The following is a 22,636-nucleotide window of genomic DNA, read 5'->3' as shown; positions in this document are numbered from 1 at the left end:
TTTTTTCACGGCTGCGCGCCAGCTTCATCGTCTACGCTTTCTGACTGACACGTTTTCGCCATCGGCATGGATGGCTCAACACCAGAAAGGAGCAAACGATGAAGCAAACTGTGGCGGCACTGCTGGCAAAAACCCTTGAAAACGCCGGGGTGAAACGCATTTGGGGCGTCACCGGCGACTCGCTGAACGGCCTGAGCGACAGCTTGAATCGTATGGGCACCATTGAATGGATGCCGACGCGCCATGAAGAAGTCGCGGCATTCGCGGCCGGCGCCGAAGCACAAATCAGCGGTGAACTGGCGGTATGTGCCGGTTCATGTGGGCCTGGCAACCTTCACTTAATCAACGGCTTGTTTGATTGCCACCGCAACCACGTTCCAGTATTGGCAATCGCCGCTCACATTCCTTCCAGCGAAATCGGCAGCGGCTATTTTCAGGAAACCCATCCGCAAGAATTGTTCCGTGAGTGCAGCCATTATTGCGAACTGGTTTCAAATCCAGAGCAGTTGCCGCAGGTGCTGGGCATTGCGATGCGTAAAGCCATTCTCAATCGTGGCGTATCGGTCGTGGTCATCCCCGGCGATGTGGCGCTGCAGCCTGCACCGGAAAGCGCGCGCAGCGAATGGTATCCACCGCAACTGCCGCATGTGGTGCCTAATGCCAGTGAAGTGGCCGCGTTGGCTGCAACACTGAACGACGCGAAAAATATTACCCTGTTGTGCGGCAGCGGCTGCGCTGGGGCGCATGCCGAAGTGGTTAAGCTGGCTGAGACGCTGAAAGCGCCAATCGTACATGCGATGCGCGGTAAAGAGCACATCGAATACGACAACCCTTACGACGTCGGCATGACCGGACTGATTGGCTTCTCCTCCGGTTTCCACGCCATGATGAACGCCGATACCCTGGTGTTGCTCGGTACACAATTCCCCTATCGCGCCTTCTATCCTGCCGATGCCAAAATCATTCAGATCGATATTAATCCCGGCAGCCTCGGCTCGCACAGCCATGTCGATATGGCGCTGGTCGGTGATATCAAAACCACCTTGCATGCGCTGCAGCCGCAGCTCAGCAGCAAAACCGATCGCCAGCATCTGGACAAGGCACTGGAACATTACGTCGATGCGCGTAAAGGATTGGACGAGCTGGCCACCGCCAATGACAAGTTGCCGATTCACCCACAATATCTGGCCCAGCAAATCAGCGAATACGCCGATGACGACGCCATCTTCACCTGCGACGTGGGTACGCCAACCGTGTGGGCGGCGCGCTATCTGAAGATGAACGGCAAGCGTCGCCTGATCGGTTCGTTTAATCACGGTTCGATGGCCAATGCCATGCCACAAGCCTTGGGCGCACAGTCGCTGGACAAACAGCGTCAGGTGGTCGCGCTGTGTGGCGACGGCGGTTTTAGCATGCTGATGGGCGATTTCATCTCGGTGGCACAACTGAAATTGCCGGTGAAACTGGTGATCTTCAATAACAGCGTGCTGGGCTTTGTGGCGATGGAGATGAAGGCCGGCGGTTATCTCACCGATGGCACCGATCTTGAGAATCCAGATTTTGCTGCGATTGCCGCCGCCTGCGGCATCAAAGGTATGCGCGTGGAGAAAGCCTCGGAGCTGAACGGCGTGTTGCAGGAAGCCTTTGCGCATGATGGTCCGGTACTGATTGACGCGATTACCGCCAAGGAAGAGTTGTCGATGCCACCGCAGATCAAAGCCGAACAGGCCAAAGGTTTCAGCCTGTACATGATGCGCGCCATTCTGAATGGACGCGGTGATGAAATCGTGGAGCTGGCGAAAACCAACTGGCTGAGGTAAAACAAATTAGGCCAAACATGATGACAATGCGGGCGCTTCGCCCGCTTTTTTATTTCAGGAGAGCGACGTGATCGATTTACGCAGTGATACCGTAACCCGCCCCAGTGCTGCCATGCTCGATGCCATGATGGCAGCCGAAACCGGCGATGATGTCTACCGCGATGACCCCACCGTCCACGCACTGGAAGTTGAAGCCGCACGCTTGAGCGGTAAAGCCGCTGCCCTGTTCTTCCCCACCGGCACGCAAGCTAATCTGGTGGCGCTGCTGTGTCACTGCCAGCGCGGCGATGAATATATCGTTGGCCAGCAAGCGCATAACTACAAATATGAAGCCGGTGGTGCCGCGGTGCTCGGCAGCATTCAGCCACAACCGATTCTGCACGCCGAAGATGGTTCCCTGCCGCTCGCCGATGTTGCTGCCGCCATTAAACCCGATGATTTTCACTTCGCCCGCACGCGCTTGTTAAGCCTGGAAAACACGCATCACGGTAAAGTGCTGCCGCTGAGCTATCTCGAACAAGCATGGACATTCACTCGCGAGCGCAAGCTGGCGCTGCACATCGACGGCGCACGTATTTTTAATGCCGTGGTGGCGCAGAATGTTGAACTGGAAGCCATTGCGCGCTACTGCGACACGTTAACTATCTGCCTGTCAAAAGGACTCGGCACGCCGATTGGTTCGCTGCTGTGTGGCGATGACGCCTATATCGAAGAGGCGCGCCGCTGGCGCAAAATGACCGGCGGCGGCATGCGTCAGTCAGGCATTCTGGCCGCGGCCGGGCTCTATGCGTTAAAGCATAACGTGGCACGTCTTAAGGACGATCATGACAACGCGGCGTGGTTGGGCGATCAGTTGAGCGCCATCGGCGTTGAGGTGCTTAATCAACACACCAATATGCTGTTTGTGAAGGTGTCACCGGAGCAGGTTGAAGCACTAAAAAGCTGGATGCAGGCGGGCGACGTGCTCATTAGCGTGGGTCCAGTGACGCGCATTGTGACGCATCTGGATGTCAGCCGTCAGGATCTGCAACGTTTGGTGGCGCACTGGCAGGCATTTCTGCAGCAATAAACGCCGGTGCGCGATGTTCCGTAGGGGCGCCATTCATGGCGACCAATATGGAGCATCACTGCGCCGCACCGTACTTCGCTAATAACGCGCGGGCAATCGCCAGGGTTTCCGCATCGGCGATGCCGCGATAATCATGCGGGCGGAAATGCATCTGAAACGCCGCAATCAGCTTGCGCTGCATCTGTGGCGTAGTGGCCGCTGATACGTCGTAACCATAACGCTGTAGCGTATCCAGCAGCTCAGCCGGATCCACCGCTTCTTCAGCGGGGCATCCGTTGAGATAGCGCTGTACCGTCGCCTGCTCGGGCCACGCACCTAAACCTTGTTCTGCCAATCGCTGCCACGGAAACAGCGGACCGGGATCCTGCTTACGCTGCGGCGCGATATCGCTGTGCCCCACCACATTTTCCGGCGAGATGCCGTAGCGCTGCGTAATGTCTTCAACCAGCGCCGCCAGCGCGCTGATCTGCTGCGGCGTAAAGGGCTGCCACTGCAAACCTGTCAAAGTACGGCGGTAGCCACTGTTAACGATTTCAATACCAATCGACGTGTCATTGATGCGCGTCGCACCGCGCCAGAAACTGGGGCCTGCGTGCCACGCGAGTTGGCTTTCTGGTACCAGTTGCCACACCACGCCCTTGCCGTTTTTCTGCGGCGGATGCTGTGGAATCAGATAGTGCGCGCTAACTTCCCGATCGGTGAGTGTTGCCAGCGAACTGGAAAAATCTTCGGCGGTGTAATGAATCACCACCACTTTGATGCGCGGTCGTGCGCCCTGCGCCGGATGAGCGGTATCCACCCAATAACCGTGGCGCGCTTCAATCGATGACTGACAGGCGCTCAGCAAAAAGGCCATCGCCAACAGGACAACCACGCGCATTAGCGAATAATCACGGCGGTGCCGGTGACGCTGACCATCAACATGCTGCCCTCTTTACCCACGGTTTCGTAGTCGATATCAATGCCCACTACCGCGTTGGCGCCGAGCGCTTTCGCCTGCTCCTCCAGCTCTTTGAAAGCGATCTGGCGCGCTTTACGCAACTCTTTTTCGTAAGCGCCAGAGCGACCACCGACGATATCGCGGATGCCGGCAAAAAAATCGCGGAAAATATTGGCGCCAAGAATCGCTTCACCAGCGACCACGCCGCAATATTCACTGATGCTGTGTCCTTCCAACGTGGGCGTTGTAGAAAATTTCATGGTGTTCTCCTTTTCTGAATCAGCTGGTTATAGCTCGTACGGCGTAAAAGCAAGGCTATACTCTATGCTAAAAATGGCGCTTTGCCAGTGAACAATAAGGAAATCGAGATGAGAAACAATGCCTTTGCGCTGCTTATTCCCGCGGCGTTGCTGCTAAGTGCCTGTACCACCGTTGAGCCGGTCATTAAGGATAATGGCCCGCGCACCGCGGCCTGCGTTGAGGGTGGTCCAGACAGCGTGGCGCAACAGTTCTACGATTTACGCGTTAGCCAGCCAACGCAAGGTTTGCCAGACAGCAACACGCTGGCGAAATATCGCCCTTACCTGAGCGATCACCTGTATCAGAAGCTGCTGAGTGCCAGCAGCCAGAACCCGAAACCCGCGGCGTGGACCCGCGGCGACCTGTTCTCCAGCCTGGCGCAAGGCCCAACTTCGGCTGACGTCGCCAGCGCATCCACCATTCCCAATCGCGACGCGCGCAATATCCCGCTGCGCGTTGAGCTAAGCCGCGACAATAAAACCTGGCAAGATGAAGTGCTGATGATCCACGAAGGCACCTGCTGGGTAGTTGATGATGTGCGTTATGTCGGCCAGGTGCCACACGTTGGCGGCGGTTCACTGACGCAACTGCTGGAAGCGAAAAAGTAACCGTTCACTTTTCCTACAGTTAACACCATTGATTAGCGCGCCGCATCCTTGCGGCGCTTTTTGTTGATATTTTGTGAACTAAATAGGGCTCGCCAGCCCTCTGCCACCTTGAGTTGCGCGATATTGTGCTACGCTTTGGTTGTTTCACTGCTCTTTAATAAATATTAACCCACCACAATTGCATAACTATTCTGGTGACGTTAAAATCCGCGACACTAATTACTATTCATTTTTTGCGCATGAGTATTCAACTAAACGCCATAAACTGTTTTTACGGTGCCCATCAGGCGCTGTTCGATATCAACCTGGCTTGTCCGCAGGGTGAAACGCTGGTGTTGCTCGGCCCGAGTGGCGCGGGTAAAAGTTCGCTCCTGCGCGTCCTCAATTTGCTGGAGCAACCGCGTTCCGGCAGCCTGCAGATTGCCGGCAACCAGTTTGATTTCACCAAAGCGCCTTCTGACAGCGCGATTCGCGAGCTGCGTCAGAACGTGGGCATGGTATTCCAGCAATACAATCTGTGGCCGCACCTGAGCGTGGTGCAGAACCTGATTGAAGCGCCGTGCCGCGTGCTCGGTCTCAGCAAAGACGCTGCGCGAGCGCGTGCCGAAAAGCTGCTGGAACGTCTGCGGCTGACGCCGTATGCCGATCGTTTCCCGCTGCATCTTTCCGGTGGTCAGCAGCAGCGCGTGGCAATTGCCCGTGCGCTGATGATGGAGCCGCAGGTGCTGCTGTTTGATGAACCGACCGCTGCACTCGATCCCGAAATCACCGCCCAGATTGTCAGCATTATTCGTGAGCTGGCCCAGACCAACATCACGCAAGTGATCGTGACGCACGAAGTGGAAGTGGCGCGTAAAACCGCCAGCCGCGTGGTGTACATGGAAAACGGTCACATCGTTGAGCAAGGCGATGCCAGCCACTTTACACAGCCGCAAACCGACGCGTTTGCTAATTATCTTTCGCATTAAGTCAGGAAGCTTCTAATGAAAAAAGTTGTAATTGCTGCCCTCCTTGCCGGCCTGAGCCTGAGCGCGTCTGCTGCACAGACATTGCGTTTCGCTACCGAGGCTTCATATCCTCCCTTTGAATTTGTTGACTCTGACAACAAAATTCAGGGCTTTGATGTCGATCTGGCTAACGCGCTGTGTAAAGAGATGGATGCGACCTGCACCTTTACTAATCAGGCGTTTGATAGCTTGATCCCAAGCCTGAAATTCCGTCGTTTTGATGCGGTAATGGCGGGCATGGACATCACGCCCGATCGTGAGAAGCAAGTGCTGTTCTCTAAACCGTACTACGACAACTCGGCCATCTTCATCGCGCAGAAAGGCAAAATGGCTGACGTAGCCGCGCTGAAAGGCAAACGTGTTGGCGTGCAAAACGGTACCACGCACCAGAAATACCTGTCTGACAAACACAGCGACATCACCGTGGTGCCTTACGACAGCTATCAGAACGCGGTGCTGGATCTGAAAAATGGCCGCATCGACGCCGTATTCGGTGACACCGCGGTGGTAAACGAATGGCTGAAACAGAACGCCAACCTCGCGCCGCTGGGTGAGAAAGTGACGGATAAAGATTACTTCGGTACCGGTTTAGGTATTGCGGTGCGTCAGGGCAACAGCGAGTTGCAGGGCAAATTCAATGCCGCGCTGGAGAAGATCAAGGCCGACGGTACTTACAAAACCATCTACAGCAAATGGTTCCAGCAGTAATTTCTGATGAATGAAATGATTCCACTCGCAAGCGCCGCCGGCATGACCGTCGGCCTTGCCGTTTGTGCACTGATCGCCGGCCTGGTGCTGGCGATGATTTTTGCTGGTTGGGAATCAGTGCGCTGGAAACCGCTGGCGTGGCTCGGTACTGTGCTGGTGACCTTGATTCGCGGCCTGCCGGAAATTCTGGTGGTGCTGTTTATCTATTTTGGCGCCTCTCAACTGCTGCTGACGCTCTCCGATGGCTTCCATATCAATCTTGGCCTGTTCAACATTCCGGTGCAGGTACAGATTGAAAACTTCGACGTCAGTCCCTTCCTGTGTGGTGTGATTGCGCTGGCGATGCTCTATTCCGCCTATGCGTCGCAAACCCTGCGCGGCGCGCTGAAAGCGGTGCCGGTCGGTCAATGGGAATCGGGTCAGGCGCTTGGCATGAAGAAGTCGGCGATTTTCTTGCGCCTGATTATGCCGCAGATGTGGCGACACGCGCTGCCAGGTTTGGGTAACCAATGGCTGGTGCTGCTGAAGGATACCGCGCTGGTATCACTGATCAGCGTGAACGACCTGATGCTACAAACCAAAAGTATTGCCACCCGCACCCAAGAGCCGTTTACCTGGTATCTGGTGGCGGCGGCGATCTATCTGATTATCACGCTGTTCAGTCAGGCTGTATTGCGCCGTATTGAATTGCGCACCACGCGTTTCGAGCGAGGGGCCTAACGCATGCTGGATTACTTACCCGAGCTGCTAAAAGGGCTTCATACCAGCCTCACGCTGACCGTGGCATCGTTGATTGCCGCGCTGGTGCTGTCGGTGCTGTGTACCATCGTGCTGGCGCTTAAACTGCCGGTGCTAAACTGGCTGGTGAAAGGCTATATCACCCTGTTTACCGGTACGCCGCTGCTGGTGCAGATCTTCCTGATCTACTACGGACCCGGCCAGTTCCCCAGCATCCAGAACATTCCGTGGCTGTGGCATCTGCTGTCGCAACCCTGGCTGTGCGCACTGCTGGCGCTGTCGCTCAACAGCGCCGCCTATACCACGCAGCTGTTTTACGGTGCGGTGCGCGCGATTCCGTCTGGTCAATGGCAATCCTGTGCTGCGCTCGGCATGAATCGTAAAGATACGCTACGCATTTTGCTGCCGTACGCCTTTAAGCGCGCCCTGTCCTCCTACTCCAACGAAGTGGTGCTGGTATTCAAAAGTACCTCGCTGGCTTACACCATCACGCTGATGGAAGTCATGGGTCACGGACAGTTGCTGTATGGCCGCACTTACGATATCTCGGTGTATGCTGCCGCTGGCCTGATCTATCTGGTGGTTAACGGCTTGCTGACGTTAATGATGCGTCTGGTTGAGAAGCGTGCGCTGGCATTTGAGCGCCGTAACTGATGTAACCACAGCGGGCGCCCGAAAAGGCGCCCGTTTTCATTTAAATCATTAAGCAAAAATATTGCATATAAATTCATTAACTGGCATCGTGTAACCCGTTCCGTCTCTGGCATGGTTTACAGGAGTTACATAATGAAAAAATGGATCGTTGCTGCTGCGCTGGCAACTCTGGCAATGAATGCTTATGCGGCTGAAAAAATCCGCTTCGCCTCTTCCGCAACTTATCCCCCGTTCGAATCCCTCGATCACGACAACCAAATCGTTGGCTTCGATATCGATCTGGCAAAAGCACTGTGTCAGCAAATGAAAGCGGATTGCACCTTCACCAATAATGCCTTCGATAGCCTGATTCCTTCACTGAAATTCCGTCGCTATGATGCCGTGATTTCAGGTATGGATATCACCGCCGATCGCAGCAAGCAGGTGGATTTCACCCAGCCTTACTACGCTAACTCGGCGATTGTGATTGCGCACAAAGGCCAGTTCACTGACTTCAGCCAGCTGAAAGGCAAACGTGTTGGCGTGGAGAACGGCACCACGCATCAGAAATACCTGCTGGAGAAACATCCAGAGGTGATTGCGGTGGCGTATGACAGCTACCAAAACGCGATTCTCGATCTGAAGAACGGCCGTCTGAACGGCGTGTTTGGCGATACGGCAGTGGTAAATCAGTGGCTGAAGGCCAATGAGGATCTCAGCGCGGTAGGCGAGCACATCACTGACACCGATTTCTTCGGCACCGGTTTAGGGATTGCGGTGCGTAAAGGCAATGAGCCGCTGCTAAATGAGCTGAACAGCGCGTTAGTGGCGTTGAAAGCCAACGGCACCTGGCAGCAGATCAATCAGAAGTGGTTCCCGGAATAAATATTATGGAATAGCGTGGCGTGCGTCTGGCAGGTTCTGCACGTCCTCCGTTCAGGTAAACGCTATGCTGTTCCGCCCTTCTTGATCAGCAAACACAGCACTTCAAAATGCGCGGTATGCGGGAACATGTCGAACAGCTGCACGCGGCTCACGCTATATTCCGCCAGACGCACAATGTCCTGCGCCATGCTGGTGGGATTGCAGCTGGAATAAAGAATATAGTCGGGCGCCACCTCACTGAGATAGGCACACAACTCCGCGCCGATACCGCGACGTGGCGGATTGACCAGCACCAGCTGCGGCACCTGCTCACGTGAAGTGGCGAATTGCGTGGAATCCAGCGCGGCAAAGCTCACTTTCTCTAATCCAAGCTGTTGGGCCGACTGCTGCGCACAGGCGATGGCCTCGGCATTGATCTCGATGCCGGTCAGCTGCATCTCAGGCGTGGCGCAGTGCAAGCCAAATCCCCCCACACCACAAAACAGATCCCACATGCTGCTCACCGACAACTGCGCGACCCAATCGCGTGCGGTGGCGTAAAGATCGGCCGCCACTTTTGGGTTGGTCTGGAAGAAGCTCTGCGGACGGATATAGAGCGGTACCTGATTGAAGCTTTCCGCCAGCGCCTGATCGGACGTCAGCGCAATCTCTTCATCACCTTCAAGAATCGCCATATGCACTGGCTGAATATTGGCGGAGATCACCTTCAACTGCGGCAGCTGTTGTTGCAGCCACGGCAGGGCATCGCGCAGCTGTTGTAACTTACTGGTGGAACGCAGCACAAAGCGCAGCATCATGCCACCCTGCGTGCTTTCAGTTAACAGCAGAAATTTCAGCTCACCGCGTTTGCGCGCCACGTTGTAGGGGGTTAAACCGGCGCGGGCGATAAAGGGTTTAAGCACCTCAAATACCGCGCCAAAGCTATGCGGATACAGCGGACAGGCGCATAAATCCACCGGCTCACCGTCGCGTGCCACCATACCGAGAATCGGCCGCTCAACGCTGCCGCTCACCACCATTTTGGCCTTATTACGAAACCCTTGCTGCCCGGATGCCACCGGCGTCAGCCATTCGCCTACCGGCCTCTCAGCCAGCAGTTGTTCCAGCAGCGACTGCTTGTCGTTGAGCTGTTGCGGATAGGGTTTTTCCAGCCACTGGCACGAGCGACAGCGACCGGCATCATAAAGCGCGCAATGCATGCAAATGCCTGTATTCAGAATCGGGAGAAAAAATGGGGGGCGATTGTATCACCGGTACCGGAAAAAAGCGCGGCTGCTGGCGGGCACAAACAGCAGTCCTAGCACCACTACATCCGGCAGCTTTTGCAGCAGCGTGTGGTGAATAATCTGCGCGTTACTTTCGCCGGGAATGCTGAAAATCTCCGGGTAAATCCAGCCCACCGAGGCCATCAACATATAGATCAGTACAATGATTTGTGTCGCAACATAGCCCCAGCGCCCACGATTATTGCCGCGCATCAGGGTAAAGGCACAACGCAGTTCAAACAGGAAAATCAGCTGGCTGGCGATAAAGATCAGGGTGGAATCCCAGGCTTGTGCGCTGCGATGCACAAAGTTGGCGAGTTCGTCATAACCCAGTTCGTTAGCCAGCATCAACACGCTGAGGCAGCGCGTAATAATGATGGCGTTGCCCGCCACCAGCACAGGCACCGGCGTAACGTTAATCATTGCACCGTTTTTCAGGGTTTCCGACATGGTTTGGCTCCGTCACCATAATAAAACGGGCCGATATAATCAGCCCGTTCTTATGGTGGCAAATGTTACGACGTTCAGCCACGTTTTGCTTTCTGAATATCGCGTAAACGCTGCTTTTCTTCGTGCGCCATAAAACGCCAGGCGATAAAACCGACTAAACCGACGACAAACAGAATCAGCGAGGCTAACGCATTGATCTCCGGATTCACGCCACGACGCACGGTGGCGAAAATCGCCATCGGCAAGGTGGTCGCGCCAGGGCCGGTCACAAAGCTGGCTATCACTAAATCGTCGAGCGATAACGTAAACGCCAGCAGCCAGCCAGTCACGATAGCAGGCGCAATCATCGGCACCGTGATGACGAAAAACACTTTCACCGGCGTTGCGCCGAGATCCATCGCCGCCTCTTCAATCGAGCGATCCAGCTCGCGCAATCGTGAGTTAATCACCACCGCCACGTAAGCGGTACAGAAGGTGACGTGCGCCAGCCAGATGGTCAGCATGCCGCGATCGCTTGGCCAGCCAAAGGTATTGCCCATCGCCACAAACAGCAGCAGCAGCGATAAACCGGTGATCACATCGGGCATCACCAGCGGCGCGGTTAGCATAAAGGCGAAGCCGTTATGCCCACGGAAACGGCCAAAGCGCACAATCACCACCGCCGCCATGGTACCGAGCACCACCGCCATGGTGGCTGAAAGCGCGGCGATAGTCAGGCTGAGGCCCACCGCATCGAGCATTGCCTGATCCTGAAACAACACTTTGTACCAGTGGAATGAAAAATTCTCCCATACCGTGACCAGCGGCGAACTGTTAAAGGAGTACACCACCAGCAGCAGCATTGGCGCGTACAGGAACATAAAGCACAGCACCAGAATCACGGTGCGCCACGGAGATCGAATGGTCGGTAACTGGCTCATTCCTTCTCTCCCACTTCACGGTTTTGATGCTTATGGAACCAGATAATCGGCAGAATCAGGATCAACAAAATGATCACCGCCAGCGCGGATGCGACCGGCCAGTCGCGGTTGTTGAAAAACTCCTGCCACAAAATACGCCCAATCATGATGCTGTCCGGACCGCCCAGCAGTTCAGGGATCACGTACTCGCCCACCGCTGGAATAAATACCAGCATTGAACCGGCAATAATCCCGCCTTTGGTCAGCGGTACAATCACACTGAAGAAGGTCTTCAGCGGGCGTGCGCCAAGATCCAGCGACGCTTCCACCAGTGAATAATCGATACGCGTCAGCGCGGTATAAATCGGCAGTACCATAAACGGCAGATAACAGTAAACGATGCCGATATACACCGCGGTATTGGTATAGAGAATCACCAGCGGATGATCGATAACGCCGAGCCACATCAGGAAGCGGTTGAGAATACCGTTGTTATTGAGCAGCCCCATCCACGCGTAAACGCGCACCAGGAAGGAGGTCCACGACGGTAGGATCACCAGCAACAGCAGAATGGTGCGCATCGACGGCTTGCTGTGCGCCACCGCCCACGCCAGCGGATAACCGATCATCAGGCAGATAATGGTGGAGATGCCCGCCACTTTCAGCGACGTCAAATACGCATCGGCATACAGCGGATCGTCGGTCAGCGTGAAGTAGTTGCCGAGATTGAGCACCAGATTGAGCTGACCATCCGCCCAGGTAACCAAATCGGTATACGGCGGAATCGCGCGCGCAATATCGGCGAAGCTGATCTTCAGCACGATCAGGAACGGCAGCAGGAACAGCAGGATCAGCCACAGGTAAGGCAAAGCAATGACCAGCTTGCGACCGTGCTGCATTTTGATACGCGTGGCCCAGCGCTGCAGCGGCGTGCCCACCACTTCAGGCGCGCTGCGTTGAGAAATCTGGCTCATATCGCCCCCTTAAACCGTCAGAACCACACAGCTGTCGGCGTCCCAGCAGAGACGCACTTCATCGCCCCATGTTGGCGCGCCTTTGCGGTAGCGATGGGCGTTTTGCAACTGTGCGCTGATCATCTGGCCGCTGCGCAGACGCACGTGATAAATCGACAGGTCGCCGAGATAAGCAATGTGTACCACTTCACCGACAGCAAAGTTGCAGCCATCGGCTGGCACCTCTTCGCACAGCATCACTTTTTCCGGACGCAGCGCAACGTGCACCGGCACGTTATCGACGATTGAGACATCGGTCTGCACTTTTAGCGGATGCACCAGGCCGGGCGCATCAATGATCAGCGCGTCTTCACCACGTTCGCGCAGCAACCCTTCGAACACATTGACTGAACCGATGAACTCGGCGCTGTAGCGGCTGGTGGGATGCTCGTAGATCTCTTCCGGCTCGCCGATCTGCACGAATTTACCGCGGTTCATGATGGCGATGCGGCCCGCCATGGTCATCGCTTCTTCCTGATCGTGCGTCACCATCACGCAGGTGGCACCCACACGTTCGAGAATATCGACCACTTCGTGCTGCATACGATCACGCAGTTTTTTATCCAACGCGCCCATCGGTTCATCAAGCAGCAGTAATTTTGGACGCTTCGCCAGGCTACGCGCCAGCGCCACACGCTGACGTTGACCGCCAGAAAGCTGATGCGGCTTACGCCTGGCGAACTCCTGCATATGCACCAGTGACAGCATCTCTTCGACGCGGCTGCTGATTTCGCCTTTCGGCAGTTTGTCCTGCTTCAATCCAAAAGCGATGTTCTGCTCCACCGTCATGTGCGGGAACAGCGCGTAAGACTGAAACATCATGTTGATCGGGCGCTTATACGGCGGAACATGCGAGAGATCCTGACCATCCAGCACAATCTGGCCGCTGGTGGGTGGCTCGAATCCCGCCAGCATACGCAATAAGGTCGATTTGCCGCAGCCGGAAGCACCCAGCAGCGCAAAAATCTCACCTTTGTAAATGGTCAGACTGACATCATCCACGGCATGCTGACCGTCAAAAGATTTGGTCAGGTTGCGAATTTCCAGCAGCGGCGTTAACGCCTTAGCGGTTTTATTTGGGGGGCGGGGAATCGCATCGTTCACTAACATTTCTCCGGCGCTAAAATCGCGCGGCACAGCCAGCCGCTAAAAATGGCACAACAGAGGCCAATACCGCACCTCTGTTGTCGTCTTCAGGCAATAATCGTTCAGAACGAGTTACTTACCACTTTTTACTTTAGTCCATGCACGGGTACGCACACGATCCAGTTTCGGATCCTGGACCTTGAGCACAAACAGTTTGGCCATGGCATCCGGCGTTGGGAAAATGCCCGGATTGTTACGCACGTCCGCATTAATCAGCGGCAGCGACGCTTTGTTACCGTTGGCGTAGTTGATGTTGTTGGAAACATCAGCAATGACTTTTGGATCCATCATGTAATTCAGGAACTTGTATGCGCCTTCCACATTTTTCGCGTCTTTTGGAATCGCGAACATGTCGAAGAACGCCAGTGCGCCCTGCTTCGGCACGATATAGCCGAGATGCACACCATTGTTGGCTTTGTCCGCACGATCTTTGGCCTGCAGGATATCGCCCGACCAACCAATTGCGACACAGATATTGCCGTTCGCCAGATCATTGATGTACTGCGACGAGTGGAAGTAACGGATGTTCGGACGCAGCTTCAGCAGCAAATCGGTAGCCGCGCCAGAGTAATCTTTCGCGTCAGAGCTGTTCGGATCTTTGCCGAGATAGTTGAGCACGGTGGCAAAAATCTCTTCTGGCGCATCGAGGAAGGACACCCCGCAACCTTTCAGTTTTTCCAGATTCTCTGGTTTCAGCACCAGATCCCAGCTATCCAGCGGCGCATCTTTGCCCAGTGCGGCTTTCACTTTATCGATGTTATAGCCGATGCCGGTGGTGCCCCACAGGTAAGGAATCGCGTATTTGTTACCCGGATCGTGCTGGGCCACTTTCGCCATCAGATCGGGATCGAGGTTTTTGTAGTTCGGCAGTTTGCTCTTATCCAGCTCCTGGAATACGCCCGATTGCAACTGACGTGCAAGGAAACTGGACGATGGCACCACCACGTCATAGCCGGTGCTGCCGGCCATCAGTTTGCCTTCCAGTACCTCGTTAGAATCGAAAACGTCGTAGACCACCTTGTCGCCGGTCAGCTTTTCAAAATTCGGTACCGTATCCGCCGCGATATAATCGGACCAGTTATAGACATGCAGCGTTTTATCTTCTGCCTGAGCACCGGCGGCCGCAGCCATCAGCACACCAGCAACCACACCTGGCAACCATTTTTGACGTTGGTTGAACATGTTTTCCTTCCTCCTGAGCGGGTCATTACAACGCTGTATACACGCGATCCGAACGTTGCGATTACTGTAAAAATTACAGGCACACAATGAATCAATATTCAGCGGGAGTTTAATAGCAAAAACCTATACCTGCGCTGAGGTTGCACGTCTCAAGCAGCCCCGCAAGAATAGCCCCCCCGCACCACCTTCACCAGATCCCAGCTTAAAAAACGCCTTTTTGCGATAAGTTATGCATGTTTCTGCTATGGGGTTTGGCACTAGTGGCATAAAGCACAACTAATATCTGGCAATAAAGGGCAAAATGCAGAATAAAAAGTGGTAGGGCTAAAATGAAAACTGCCGCAAAAAGCGGCAGTTAGCGAGGCGGGGAACTCAGTGCAGCATCGCGTGGCTGCTGGCGCTGGGTTGTCGCTCCTCATCTTCTTCCACTATCAGCAAGTGGTTGGCAAAGGCTTCCATAATTACCATGGAAACGCCCTCTTCACTCTGCTTCATAAAGTGGGAGAATTGACCGAAGGTTAATCCGGCGCTGGTACTGATCGACTGGCAAACAATCAGCTTCGGCAGATTGTCGTCCTGAATATCAACAAAGGCTTTAATGGTCAGCGAGCTGGCGTTGATCTGCGATAAATCGCCTACCAGCGGAATCAGCGCCGTGGGTTTTACTTCTGCCAGCGCGGAAAAGAGGATGACGTTATCCACCAGGTCAATTTTTGCATCAAACACCCCGTCAAAATTCTGCATGTGCGGCAGGTGCAGTGCCTGACAGGCATCGCATTCGAACCAGGTGATATTTTGTTGATCCAGCCAGCGACGCAGTACGTCAATGTCCGGAACGACCAGTGAATCCATCGTAATATCCTGTGGGGTGAAGAAATGAGCGCCTTAGCTTACGGAAAAACCGATCTGGATGCCACGAAAACCGCTGAAAAGCGCGGCTTAGCCGCCGGTTTTAGGACGATAGCCGGGGCAAGCATGCTGCTCAATCCACTTGATCATCATGGTGGCGATATCTAAACCGGTAATGCCTTCAATCCCTTCCAGTCCCGGTGAGGCATTCACCTCCATCACCAGCGGCCCACGATGGGCGCGAAGAATATCCACACCGGCCACGGCAAGCCCAAGCGTGCTGGCGGCTTTTACCGCGATATCCCGCTCCTGATCGGTGATCTGCACGGCGCGCGCTGTGCCGCCGCGATGCAGATTGGAACGAAAATCACCCTCTTTCGCCTCGCGCTCAATCGCCGCTACCACCTCGTCGCCAATCACCAGACAGCGAATGTCGCGGCCTTGCGCTTCCTTGATGAATTCCTGCACCAGAATATGGGCATTGAGGCCACGAAAGGCATCGATCACACTCTCCGCCGCTTGACGCGTTTCCGCCAGTACCACGCCAATGCCCTGCGTGCCTTCCACCAGCTTCACCACTAGCGGTGCCCCGCCGACCATGGCGATCAAATCCTCGGTATCATCCGGCGAGGAGGCAAAACCGGTGATCGGCATATCGATACCTTCACGCGCCAGCAACTGCAGCGAACGCAGTTTGTCGCGCGCGCGGGTAATCGCCACCGACTCATTGAGCGGATAGCTGCCGCGCACCTCAAACTGGCGCAGCACTGCAGTACCGTAAAAAGTGGTGGCGGTGCCGATGCGCGGAATCACCGCATCAAAATGCCCCAGCGCCTCGCCGCGGTAATGCACCGCCGGCGAATCGGAGTTGATATTCATGTAGCAGGAGAGCGGATCAATGATCTGCACCTGATGGCCACGCGCCTCCGCGGCGTCGTGCAGACGTTTACACGAATAAATCGATCCATCGCGGGTGAGAATGGCCATCTTCATTGCAGAGTTCCTTGTGATTAGCGTGTCGCCCACCCCTGCTGATGCAGGTAATCCAGAATAAAGGGACGCGTTTCTTTGATGATCAGACGCTGAATCAGCTGACTCCAGGTTTCAGAACGCTGGTTGCTGTCGCGCTGCTGATAATAGGCGGTAATTTGCTCATCGTACTGTGCCAGCACGCTTTTATCGACGGGTTGATAGCTATTTTCATGCACCAGCATCGCTTGTGGCATGCGCGGTTTAACGTCCGGTACATCAGCCGGATGGCCCATGCAGAAGCCGAACAGCGGCAGTACAAACTTCGGCAGCTCAAGCAGTTCGGTCACTTCAGCGATGCTATTGCGAATGCCGCCAATAAATACGCCGCCAAGGCCGAGCGATTCGGCCGCCACCATGGCATTTTGCGCCATTAGCGCGGTATCAACGCAGCCGAGCAGCAGCTGTTCAGCACGTCCCAGTTGCGCATCCGGGCAGATCTGCTGATGGCGATTGAAATCCGCGCAGAACACCCAAAACTCCGCCGCCGCGCTCACCCACGGCTGGCCGCCAGTCAGCTGCACCAGTTGCTCGCGTTTTGCCGGATCGGTGATACGAATAATGGAGGAGCACTGCAAAAAGCTGGAGGTGGAAGCCGCTTGTGCCGCTGCAATAATGGCGCTGCGTTGCGCCTCATTAATGCCCTGTTCAGTAAAGGCGCGAATGGAACGGTGGCTGCACAGTAAATCGATAGTCGGCGTCATAAACCTCTCCGGTGGTTACTTCTTTTTGTTGGATTGATTGAACAATTGCGGGGCCATCGCCTTCGCCGTGCGCCACATCATCATCCATGCGGCAGGCAGCATCAGCGCGATGCCAAGAAAAAACAGTAGCGTCGCCAGCGGCTTTTTCGCGATGAAGTTGGGAGCGCTCACCCAGTCGTTGGTCAGCAGCAGTGCGCCAACCACAGCAAGCACGCCGAGCACTTCGAGCAGCAACACGGGTTTGGGTAATGTGGCGAGATTACGCATGCGATGGATCCTTTAACGTACAATCAGTTTTAGCGTCTGCATAGGCAGCAGGTATCAGAATAACAGGTAACTTCTTCTTCCTTTAAGCAGGATGGGCGGGCATGATGTGACGCATTATTCACGCTGTGATGTGATTCTAGTCACAAAACAGCAGCGGAAGGAGAGAAGCAATGATTGCAGTGATTTTTGGCCGTTCAAGCTGCCCTTACTGCGTACGCGCGAAAGAGTTGGCTGCCAGGCTGACCAGTGAGCGCGACGACTTTAACTATCAGTATGTTGATATTCAGGCCACCGGCATTACTAAAGCCGATCTGGAAGCGCGTGCTGGCAAGCCGGTCACCACTGTGCCGCAGATTTTCCTCGACGATCAGCACGTAGGCGGTTACACCGAATTCGCTGCCTGGACGAAAGAAAATCTGGGTATCGAAGCGTAAGAGAACGGGCCTGCGGGCCCGTTTTTGATCGTGCTATTGGGCACGCATCGCCAGCATTATACGCAGCAAGCGTACCAGCAGCGCACCACAGCCCGCCCAGAACAGCGCACTTAAACTCCAGGCCACAATCAGCAAGACGCTATGCGTCATCGGTATGAACAGCATCAGCCACATCATTCCCAGCAGCGTGCCGCCTAGCGCCACCCACAAGGTGCTGACCAGCGGACTCTCTGGCTGCAATAGCGCCATTAACATCCCCGGTAATAAAAACAGCAGTAATTCTGGTTGTCCGCGCACGGCTTGTTCACTGGCGGCGGCCCAGAAATGATGTGCATAAATAAACACCAGCGTATAAAGCATCACGCCCAGAACCGATGCTGGCCAGCGATTATTGCGCTGCAACATAATTAGCCTCAACTTTTACGTTAACAATTATGAAACTTTTTTGCCCTGATGCGCACGACTGGAAATAAAAAGAAACAGCTTAAGGCGGAAGGAATGAAAACTGCCGATAGCTGAGGGTGTTAATTATGATTAGAATGACGCCGCTTTAGATTTGGTCTGCGCTATCCATGCGGCCAAACCTTGGCGTCGGCACAAGATAGCGAAAAAAGACCCTCTCATCAACTGGTTACAAGTTAAGAAGAAGTTAAACCGTGAACATTAACGTCGCAGAATTGTTAAGCGGAAATGACGTTCTGTTATTATTTGTCGTTTTAGCACTCGGACTCTGCTTAGGCAAATTACGCCTTGGCTCAGTCCAACTCGGTAATTCCATTGGAGTACTGGTTGTTTCGTTGATTCTAGGTCAACAGCATTTCGCCATTAATACTGATGCATTAAGTCTTGGCTTTATGCTGTTTATTTTTTGTGTGGGCGTTGAAGCCGGGCCTAACTTTTTCTCAATATTCTTCCGCGACGGTAAAAACTATTTCTTTTTGGCGATTGTCATGGTCGTTAGTGCGCTGTTAATCGCCCTGACGCTTGGCAAACTGTTCGGCTGGGATATTGGTTTAACCGCGGGCATGTTAGCCGGTTCGATGACGTCGACACCGGTGCTGGTTGGTGCCGGAGATACCTTGCGGCAAAGCATCAGCGACAGCCATCAACTCACATTAATGCAGGATAATCTCAGCCTCGGTTATGCCCTGACCTATCTGGTGGGTTTAGTCAGCCTGATTTTTGGCGCGCGCTATCTGCCGCGCCTGCAACATCAGGATCTACCGACCTGTGCGCAGCAAATTGCGCGCGAGCGCGGCCTCGACGCTGACAGCCAGCGCAAAGTGTTTCTGCCGGTGATCCGCGCATATCGCGTGGGTCCTGAATTGGTGGAATGGAGCGGCGGTAAAAACCTGCGTGAGTTGGGCATCCATCGCCAGACCGGTTGCTACATTGAGCGTCTGCGCCGCAACGGTATTCTCGCCAGCCCCGACGGCGATGCGATGTTACAACTGGGCGATGATATCTCGCTGGTGGGCTATCCCGATGCGCACGCGCGTCTGGATCCTAGCTTCCGTAACGGCAAAGAAGTATTCGATCGCGACCTGCTGGATATGCGCATCGTCACGGAAGAGATCGTGGTGAAAAATCATAACGCAGTTAACAAGCGTCTGAGCCACCTCAAGCTGACCGATCACGGCTGCTTCCTCAATCGTGTGATCCGTAGCCAGATTGAAATGCCGATTGATGACAGCATTATGCTGAACAAAGGCGATGTGTTGCAGGTGAGCGGCGAGGCGCGCCGTGTGAAAAGCCTGGCCGATCGCATTGGCTTTATCGCTATTCACAGTCAAATCACCGATCTGCTCGCCTTCTGCGCGTTCTTTATTGTCGGTTTGATGGTCGGGATGATCACCTTTCAGTTCAGTAATTTCAGCTTCGGCATCGGTAACGCCGCTGGGTTGTTGTTCGCCGGCATCATGCTCGGCTTTATGCGCGCTAACCATCCCACCTTTGGCTATATCCCGCAGGGTGCGCTGACGATGGTAAAAGAGTTTGGCCTGATGGTATTTATGGCGGGCGTTGGTTTGAGCGCGGGCAGCGGTTTGCAGCACGGCTTTGGCAGTGCTGGCGCGTTGATGCTGCTCAGCGGCTTATTGGTGAGTTTGCTGCCGGTGGTGATTTGCTATCTGTTCGGTGCTTACGTGCTGCGCATGAACCGCGCCCTGCTGTTTGGTGCCATTATGGGCGCCCGCACCTGTGCGCCAGCGATGGAGATCATCAGCGATACCGCGCGCAGCAGTATTCCAGCCTTGGGCTATGCAGGTACCTATGCGATTGCCAACGTATTACTGACTCTGGCAGGCACCTTGATCGTCATCGTCTGGCCACTATTGCCGTTCTAAAAATATATTTGACGCTATTTCGAACTTTCTTTTTGGGTCGCAGTCTGAATAAGTGCCACTGCTTTTCTTTGAAATCCCCAAATTGTGGAGCCCGCCGGTCACTGACTTGCGGGTTTTTTTATGGCTGCAATTCTGCCGCTTAAGGTTTTCCTCAGATTAAATTGCCACTCTGCCATCCTGATGTCGTATTTTTAAATCTTCATGCAACTTTCATCAAAGTTAAACACTCCAACAACCCGCGATAAGATTAAGAGCACGACTATTTAATCCTGGTTCGGACGCTTCTAGGCTATCAGCTTTATTTTGCTGGCAATTTTTATGCTGGTGTTTTTTGGGTAAACAAGACGAGGACAAGGAATCGTGATGGAAGCACTGAACCACACGCTCTTTTTATGGATCAACGCCACAGAGGATTCACCGCAGTGGTTGATTAGTCTGGCGACTTTTATCGCCAAAGATGTGATTGCCATCGTGCCGCTGCTGATTGTGGCGCTGTGGCTGTGGGGACCGCGCGCTCAAGTGCAGTCTCAACGCGAGCTGGTGCTAAAAACCGGCATGGCGCTGCTTTACGCGCTGAGCATTTCGTGGTGCGTCGGACAGCTGCTGCCGCATCCGCGTCCGTTCGCTATTGGTTTTGGCCATCAGTTCCTGTCGCACCGGCCTGACGATTCCTATCCGAGCGATCACGGCACGACCATTTTCACCTTTGCACTGGCGTTTATCTTCTGGCATCGCCTGTGGTCAGGTGTGCTTTTACTGGTGGTCGGCAGCGCCATCGCCTGGTCCCGCGTCTATCTTGGCGTGCACTGGCCGATGGATATGCTGGGCGGATTTTTGGTTGGCTTGCTGGGTTGTCTGGCGTCGCACATGGCGTGGCAGCTTTATGGTGAGCGGATGCTGGCATTTACACATCAGGTATATCGTGCGCTGTTTGCCATGCCGATTAAGAAGGGTTGGATTCGCGAGTGAGCGATAAGGACGCCAGGAATGGCGCCCCTACAACTGCCAGAAGTACGCCTTTAAGAGTTCTTAACTCACTATTGAGTTCGTAGGGTCGCCATTCATGGCGACCAGGTGCGCATTGATGCGCACCGTTTATTTCCTGACACTTAACTAAACCACTTCCCGAACCAGCCGTGGAATTTCATCATGATGAAATCCCAAATCCGACCTATAAAGCCGCCTTCCGGTACTGCTTCCATTGCGACCAACGGACGTTGTTCAATGGTTTTGCCATCCAGCTGGAAATCAATCGTGCCGACGACCTGATTTTTCTCCAGCGGCGCTTCCAGCTGGGGCGCGTTGAGGGTAAAACTGGCTTTAAGGTTTTTCATCTGCCCTTTCGGCACGGTAATCGCTGCGTCTTTTGCCACACCAAGATTCACCTGACTGCGATCGCCAAACCATACGCGTTGCTGAGCAAAGGGTTTGTCGGCCTTAATTGGCGTGACGGTTTCATAAAAGCGGAAGCCCCACGTCAGTAATTTCTCACTTTCGCGGAAACGCGTCGCATCCGTCGCGGCACCCAGCACCACGGAAATCAGGCGCATATCCCCTTCTGTTGCCGACGCCACCAAATTATTGCCTGCGCCGGAGGTGTGGCCGGTTTTGATGCCATCCACCTTCAAATTGGTGCTCCAAAGCAGACGATTTCGGTTCATCTGTTTGATTTTGTTGAAGGTGAACTCTTTTTCACTATTCAGCGCATACTCTTCCGGCACATCGCTAATCAAACGCTGGCCAATAATCGCCATATCACGCGCGGTGCTGTACTGCCCTTCGGCATCCAGACCGTGCACCGTCATAAAATGGGTGTTTTGCAGGCCAAACGCTTTGACATAGTTGTTCATCAAACCGATAAACGAATCCTGGCTGCCCGCGACATAATCCGCCAGCGCGATACAGGCATCGTTACCGGATTGAATCACCACACCTTTATTCAGTTCTGACACCGGAATACGGTCGCCAGGTTTGAGGAACATCAGCGACGAACCGCGCAGTTTTGGATTGCCGGTTGCCCAGGCATCCTGGCCGATGGTGACCATGTCATCGTTGGTGATTTTGCCTGATTTCAGCGCCTGGCCGACCACATAGCTGGTCATCATTTTGGTCAAGCTGGCGGGGTCGAGACGCTGATCGGCATTAGATTCCGCCAGCACTTTGCCGCTGTTGTAATCCATCAAAATCCAGGCTTTGGCATCAATTTGCGGTGCCGCAGGTGCCTGTACAGCCAGGGTGGCAGTGGGAATAAAAAGTAACAGGAGTGAAGATGCAGCCAGCGGCCGCCAGACAGAAGCGAAGGTGTTTTTTCTCATGAGCGTGACCAGATTGTCCTTGTTAAATCT

At 54.4% G+C, this 22,636-nt stretch carries 25 protein-coding genes; 11 read left to right on the top strand and 14 right to left on the bottom strand.

Annotation, left to right across the window (positions count from 1 at the left end):
- Positions 1-98 precede the first annotated feature (98 nt).
- Together poxB and ltaE are read left to right on the top strand one after the other, a co-directional pair.
- Entirely contained in the window at positions 99-1,820 is a 1,722-nt protein-coding gene (poxB, locus tag ACRQ84_RS02515; protein ID WP_064740730.1) for a ubiquinone-dependent pyruvate dehydrogenase, read from the top strand.
- Between the two features lie 67 nt (positions 1,821-1,887).
- Positions 1,888-2,889: a low-specificity L-threonine aldolase gene (gene ltaE / locus ACRQ84_RS02510; RefSeq protein WP_483817103.1), complete on the top strand. Its 1,002-nt coding sequence runs from the start codon at positions 1,888-1,890 to the stop codon at positions 2,887-2,889.
- A 55-nt stretch (positions 2,890-2,944) separates the two neighbouring features.
- Here ltaE and ACRQ84_RS02505 read toward each other — a convergent pair whose 3' ends face one another.
- On the bottom strand, positions 2,945-3,769 hold the full coding sequence (locus ACRQ84_RS02505; protein WP_483817102.1) for an N-acetylmuramoyl-L-alanine amidase: 825 nt from the start codon (positions 3,767-3,769) through the stop codon (positions 2,945-2,947).
- On the bottom strand, positions 3,769-4,089 hold the full coding sequence (locus ACRQ84_RS02500) for a heavy metal-binding domain-containing protein (RefSeq protein ID WP_007887640.1): 321 nt from the start codon (positions 4,087-4,089) through the stop codon (positions 3,769-3,771). Before ACRQ84_RS02500 ends, ACRQ84_RS02505 begins: the two co-directional genes overlap by 1 nt.
- Before the next feature lie 108 nt (positions 4,090-4,197).
- On the opposite strand from ACRQ84_RS02500, the gene ACRQ84_RS02495 reads away from it, so the two are divergent.
- The 6 genes from ACRQ84_RS02495 (at position 4,198) to artJ (ACRQ84_RS02470) (ending at position 8,708) form a co-directional block, all read left to right on the top strand.
- The gene (locus ACRQ84_RS02495; protein ID WP_483817101.1) at positions 4,198-4,737 is read left to right on the top strand and encodes a lipoprotein; all 540 of its coding nucleotides are present in this window, start codon (positions 4,198-4,200) and stop codon (positions 4,735-4,737) included.
- Between the two features lie 239 nt (positions 4,738-4,976).
- Positions 4,977-5,705 carry an arginine ABC transporter ATP-binding protein ArtP gene (gene artP, locus ACRQ84_RS02490; RefSeq protein ID WP_064740726.1) on the top strand — a complete coding sequence of 243 codons (729 nt, stop codon included), beginning with the start codon at positions 4,977-4,979 and terminating at the stop codon, positions 5,703-5,705.
- A 15-nt stretch (positions 5,706-5,720) separates the two neighbouring features.
- Entirely contained in the window at positions 5,721-6,452 is a 732-nt protein-coding gene (gene artJ / locus ACRQ84_RS02485) for an arginine ABC transporter substrate-binding protein (RefSeq protein ID WP_008102446.1), read from the top strand.
- 6 nt (positions 6,453-6,458) lie between these two features.
- Entirely contained in the window at positions 6,459-7,172 is a 714-nt protein-coding gene (gene artQ, locus ACRQ84_RS02480; RefSeq protein WP_064740725.1) for an arginine ABC transporter permease ArtQ, read from the top strand.
- A 3-nt stretch (positions 7,173-7,175) separates the two neighbouring features.
- Positions 7,176-7,844, top strand: coding sequence for an arginine ABC transporter permease ArtM (gene artM / locus ACRQ84_RS02475; RefSeq protein WP_483817100.1), 669 nt, complete (start codon positions 7,176-7,178; stop codon positions 7,842-7,844).
- A gap of 132 nt (positions 7,845-7,976) precedes the next feature.
- Complete coding sequence (gene artJ / locus ACRQ84_RS02470) at positions 7,977-8,708, top strand: arginine ABC transporter substrate-binding protein (RefSeq protein ID WP_176970897.1); 732 nt, start codon at positions 7,977-7,979, stop codon at positions 8,706-8,708.
- Between the two features lie 62 nt (positions 8,709-8,770).
- Here the strand turns inward: artJ (ACRQ84_RS02470) and rlmC are convergent, their stop codons facing one another.
- From rlmC to ACRQ84_RS02420, 10 genes are all read right to left on the bottom strand, one after another.
- Complete coding sequence (gene rlmC / locus ACRQ84_RS02465; RefSeq protein WP_483817099.1) at positions 8,771-9,907, bottom strand: 23S rRNA (uracil(747)-C(5))-methyltransferase RlmC; 1,137 nt, start codon at positions 9,905-9,907, stop codon at positions 8,771-8,773.
- A 48-nt stretch (positions 9,908-9,955) separates the two neighbouring features.
- Entirely contained in the window at positions 9,956-10,423 is a 468-nt protein-coding gene (locus tag ACRQ84_RS02460) for a YbjO family protein (protein WP_483817098.1), read from the bottom strand.
- A gap of 74 nt (positions 10,424-10,497) precedes the next feature.
- Positions 10,498-11,343, bottom strand: a complete 846-nt coding sequence (gene potI, locus ACRQ84_RS02455) for a putrescine ABC transporter permease PotI (RefSeq protein ID WP_008102460.1) — start codon at positions 11,341-11,343, stop codon at positions 10,498-10,500.
- A complete protein-coding gene (potH, locus tag ACRQ84_RS02450) occupies positions 11,340-12,296 on the bottom strand; it encodes a putrescine ABC transporter permease PotH (RefSeq protein WP_483817097.1) in 957 nt (318 codons plus the stop codon). Before potH ends, potI begins: the two co-directional genes overlap by 4 nt.
- A gap of 9 nt (positions 12,297-12,305) precedes the next feature.
- Entirely contained in the window at positions 12,306-13,439 is a 1,134-nt protein-coding gene (potG, locus tag ACRQ84_RS02445) for a putrescine ABC transporter ATP-binding subunit PotG (RefSeq protein WP_064741203.1), read from the bottom strand.
- Positions 13,440-13,553: 114 nt separating this feature from the next.
- On the bottom strand, positions 13,554-14,663 hold the full coding sequence (potF, locus tag ACRQ84_RS02440) for a spermidine/putrescine ABC transporter substrate-binding protein PotF (protein ID WP_064740718.1): 1,110 nt from the start codon (positions 14,661-14,663) through the stop codon (positions 13,554-13,556).
- 372 nt (positions 14,664-15,035) lie between these two features.
- Positions 15,036-15,515: a YbjN domain-containing protein gene (locus ACRQ84_RS02435; RefSeq protein WP_064740717.1), complete on the bottom strand. Its 480-nt coding sequence runs from the start codon at positions 15,513-15,515 to the stop codon at positions 15,036-15,038.
- 87 nt (positions 15,516-15,602) lie between these two features.
- On the bottom strand, positions 15,603-16,505 hold the full coding sequence (gene rimK, locus ACRQ84_RS02430; protein WP_064740716.1) for a 30S ribosomal protein S6--L-glutamate ligase: 903 nt from the start codon (positions 16,503-16,505) through the stop codon (positions 15,603-15,605).
- A 17-nt stretch (positions 16,506-16,522) separates the two neighbouring features.
- Positions 16,523-17,245 (bottom strand): oxygen-insensitive NADPH nitroreductase, encoded by a 723-nt coding sequence (gene nfsA, locus ACRQ84_RS02425; protein ID WP_483817096.1) that lies wholly within the window; start codon positions 17,243-17,245, stop codon positions 16,523-16,525.
- 15 nt (positions 17,246-17,260) lie between these two features.
- A complete protein-coding gene (locus ACRQ84_RS02420; RefSeq protein ID WP_483817095.1) occupies positions 17,261-17,512 on the bottom strand; it encodes a DUF1418 family protein in 252 nt (83 codons plus the stop codon).
- A gap of 170 nt (positions 17,513-17,682) precedes the next feature.
- Between ACRQ84_RS02420 and ACRQ84_RS02415 the strand changes: the two genes are divergently transcribed.
- Positions 17,683-17,946 (top strand): GrxA family glutaredoxin, encoded by a 264-nt coding sequence (locus ACRQ84_RS02415; RefSeq protein WP_064740713.1) that lies wholly within the window; start codon positions 17,683-17,685, stop codon positions 17,944-17,946.
- Between the two features lie 33 nt (positions 17,947-17,979).
- Here ACRQ84_RS02415 and ybjM read toward each other — a convergent pair whose 3' ends face one another.
- Positions 17,980-18,351, bottom strand: coding sequence for an inner membrane protein YbjM (gene ybjM / locus ACRQ84_RS02410; RefSeq protein ID WP_483817094.1), 372 nt, complete (start codon positions 18,349-18,351; stop codon positions 17,980-17,982).
- 251 nt (positions 18,352-18,602) lie between these two features.
- Here ybjM and ACRQ84_RS02405 point away from each other — a divergent pair, with 251 nt between their 5' ends.
- A complete protein-coding gene (locus ACRQ84_RS02405) occupies positions 18,603-20,291 on the top strand; it encodes an aspartate:alanine antiporter (RefSeq protein WP_064740711.1) in 1,689 nt (562 codons plus the stop codon).
- A gap of 363 nt (positions 20,292-20,654) precedes the next feature.
- On the top strand, positions 20,655-21,260 hold the full coding sequence (gene ybjG / locus ACRQ84_RS02400) for an undecaprenyl-diphosphate phosphatase (protein WP_483817093.1): 606 nt from the start codon (positions 20,655-20,657) through the stop codon (positions 21,258-21,260).
- Positions 21,261-21,400: 140 nt separating this feature from the next.
- Here ybjG and ACRQ84_RS02395 read toward each other — a convergent pair whose 3' ends face one another.
- A complete protein-coding gene (locus ACRQ84_RS02395) occupies positions 21,401-22,606 on the bottom strand; it encodes a serine hydrolase (protein WP_483817092.1) in 1,206 nt (401 codons plus the stop codon).
- Between the last annotated feature and the right edge of the window lie 30 nt (positions 22,607-22,636).

This window comes from Pantoea sp. E2023-21 (assembly GCF_051302795.1).
Taxonomy (GTDB): Bacteria; Pseudomonadota; Gammaproteobacteria; order Enterobacterales; family Enterobacteriaceae; genus Pantoea; species Pantoea ludwigii_A.
This window is presented reverse-complemented; position numbering and strand designations above follow the sequence as displayed.

What these genes read in the sequence shown, in the direction of transcription:
- poxB (WP_064740730.1), top strand. Translation starts at nt 99, where the DNA reads ATGAAGCAAACTGTGGCGGCACTGCTGGCAAAAACCCTTGAAAACGCC.
- rimK (WP_064740716.1), bottom strand. Translation starts at nt 16,505, where the DNA reads ATGAAGATGGCCATTCTCACCCGCGATGGATCGATTTATTCGTGTAAA.
- ACRQ84_RS02420 (WP_483817095.1), bottom strand. Translation starts at nt 17,512, where the DNA reads ATGCGTAATCTCGCCACATTACCCAAACCCGTGTTGCTGCTCGAAGTG.
- artM (WP_483817100.1), top strand. Translation starts at nt 7,176, where the DNA reads ATGCTGGATTACTTACCCGAGCTGCTAAAAGGGCTTCATACCAGCCTC.
- ACRQ84_RS02505 (WP_483817102.1), bottom strand. Translation starts at nt 3,769, where the DNA reads ATGCGCGTGGTTGTCCTGTTGGCGATGGCCTTTTTGCTGAGCGCCTGT.
- ACRQ84_RS02435 (WP_064740717.1), bottom strand. Translation starts at nt 15,515, where the DNA reads ATGGATTCACTGGTCGTTCCGGACATTGACGTACTGCGTCGCTGGCTG.
- ACRQ84_RS02415 (WP_064740713.1), top strand. Translation starts at nt 17,683, where the DNA reads ATGATTGCAGTGATTTTTGGCCGTTCAAGCTGCCCTTACTGCGTACGC.
- ACRQ84_RS02460 (WP_483817098.1), bottom strand. Translation starts at nt 10,423, where the DNA reads ATGTCGGAAACCCTGAAAAACGGTGCAATGATTAACGTTACGCCGGTG.
- potH (WP_483817097.1), bottom strand. Translation starts at nt 12,296, where the DNA reads ATGAGCCAGATTTCTCAACGCAGCGCGCCTGAAGTGGTGGGCACGCCG.
- artJ (WP_176970897.1), top strand. Translation starts at nt 7,977, where the DNA reads ATGAAAAAATGGATCGTTGCTGCTGCGCTGGCAACTCTGGCAATGAAT.
- rlmC (WP_483817099.1), bottom strand. Translation starts at nt 9,907, where the DNA reads ATGCATTGCGCGCTTTATGATGCCGGTCGCTGTCGCTCGTGCCAGTGG.
- artQ (WP_064740725.1), top strand. Translation starts at nt 6,459, where the DNA reads ATGAATGAAATGATTCCACTCGCAAGCGCCGCCGGCATGACCGTCGGC.
- potF (WP_064740718.1), bottom strand. Translation starts at nt 14,663, where the DNA reads ATGTTCAACCAACGTCAAAAATGGTTGCCAGGTGTGGTTGCTGGTGTG.
- nfsA (WP_483817096.1), bottom strand. Translation starts at nt 17,245, where the DNA reads ATGACGCCGACTATCGATTTACTGTGCAGCCACCGTTCCATTCGCGCC.
- artP (WP_064740726.1), top strand. Translation starts at nt 4,977, where the DNA reads ATGAGTATTCAACTAAACGCCATAAACTGTTTTTACGGTGCCCATCAG.
- ybjM (WP_483817094.1), bottom strand. Translation starts at nt 18,351, where the DNA reads ATGTTGCAGCGCAATAATCGCTGGCCAGCATCGGTTCTGGGCGTGATG.
- ACRQ84_RS02395 (WP_483817092.1), bottom strand. Translation starts at nt 22,606, where the DNA reads ATGAGAAAAAACACCTTCGCTTCTGTCTGGCGGCCGCTGGCTGCATCT.
- potI (WP_008102460.1), bottom strand. Translation starts at nt 11,343, where the DNA reads ATGAGCCAGTTACCGACCATTCGATCTCCGTGGCGCACCGTGATTCTG.
- ybjG (WP_483817093.1), top strand. Translation starts at nt 20,655, where the DNA reads ATGGAAGCACTGAACCACACGCTCTTTTTATGGATCAACGCCACAGAG.
- artJ (WP_008102446.1), top strand. Translation starts at nt 5,721, where the DNA reads ATGAAAAAAGTTGTAATTGCTGCCCTCCTTGCCGGCCTGAGCCTGAGC.
- ACRQ84_RS02495 (WP_483817101.1), top strand. Translation starts at nt 4,198, where the DNA reads ATGAGAAACAATGCCTTTGCGCTGCTTATTCCCGCGGCGTTGCTGCTA.
- ACRQ84_RS02500 (WP_007887640.1), bottom strand. Translation starts at nt 4,089, where the DNA reads ATGAAATTTTCTACAACGCCCACGTTGGAAGGACACAGCATCAGTGAA.